The sequence below is a fragment of the Corynebacterium sp. HMSC073B01 genome (assembly GCF_001838255.1).
In the GTDB taxonomy this organism is placed as follows: Bacteria; Actinomycetota; Actinomycetes; order Mycobacteriales; family Mycobacteriaceae; genus Corynebacterium; species Corynebacterium jeikeium_D.
Genome location: NZ_KV836182.1, coordinates 1 through 421, shown reverse-complemented (window position 1 = coordinate 421; position 421 = coordinate 1). Strand labels below are relative to the sequence as shown.

The 421-nt window shown below is 54.2% G+C and carries 1 rRNA gene; it reads right to left on the bottom strand.

The annotated features are described in order from the left end of the window. Nucleotides 1-67: 67 nt before the first annotated feature. A 23S ribosomal RNA gene (locus HMPREF2849_RS09115) occupies nucleotides 68-421 on the bottom strand; the annotation flags it as partial.

The following is a 421-nucleotide window of genomic DNA, read 5'->3' as shown; positions in this document are numbered from 1 at the left end:
GGGTGGGTGGTGTCATGCCAGACACTGAATAACGGACGCGAGCAAAAACCCTGTAATTCACACTTTGTGTGTTGAATGTTTGGTCTATTAGTACCGGTCACCTCCACACCTTACGATGCTTCCAGATCCGGCCTATCAACCCCATCATCTATAGGGGACCTCAAAAGAAACCTAATCTTGGAACAGGCTTCCCGCTTAGATGCTTTCAGCGGTTATCCCTTCCGTACGTAGCCAACCAGCCATGCCCCAGGCGGGACAACTGGCACACCAGAGGTACGTCCATCCCGGTCCTCTCGTACTAGGGACAGCCTTCCTCAAGTTTCTACGCGCGCGGCGGATAGAGACCGAACTGTCTCACGACGTTCTAAACCCAGCTCGCGTGCCGCTTTAATGGGCGAACAGCCCAACCCTTGGGACCTAC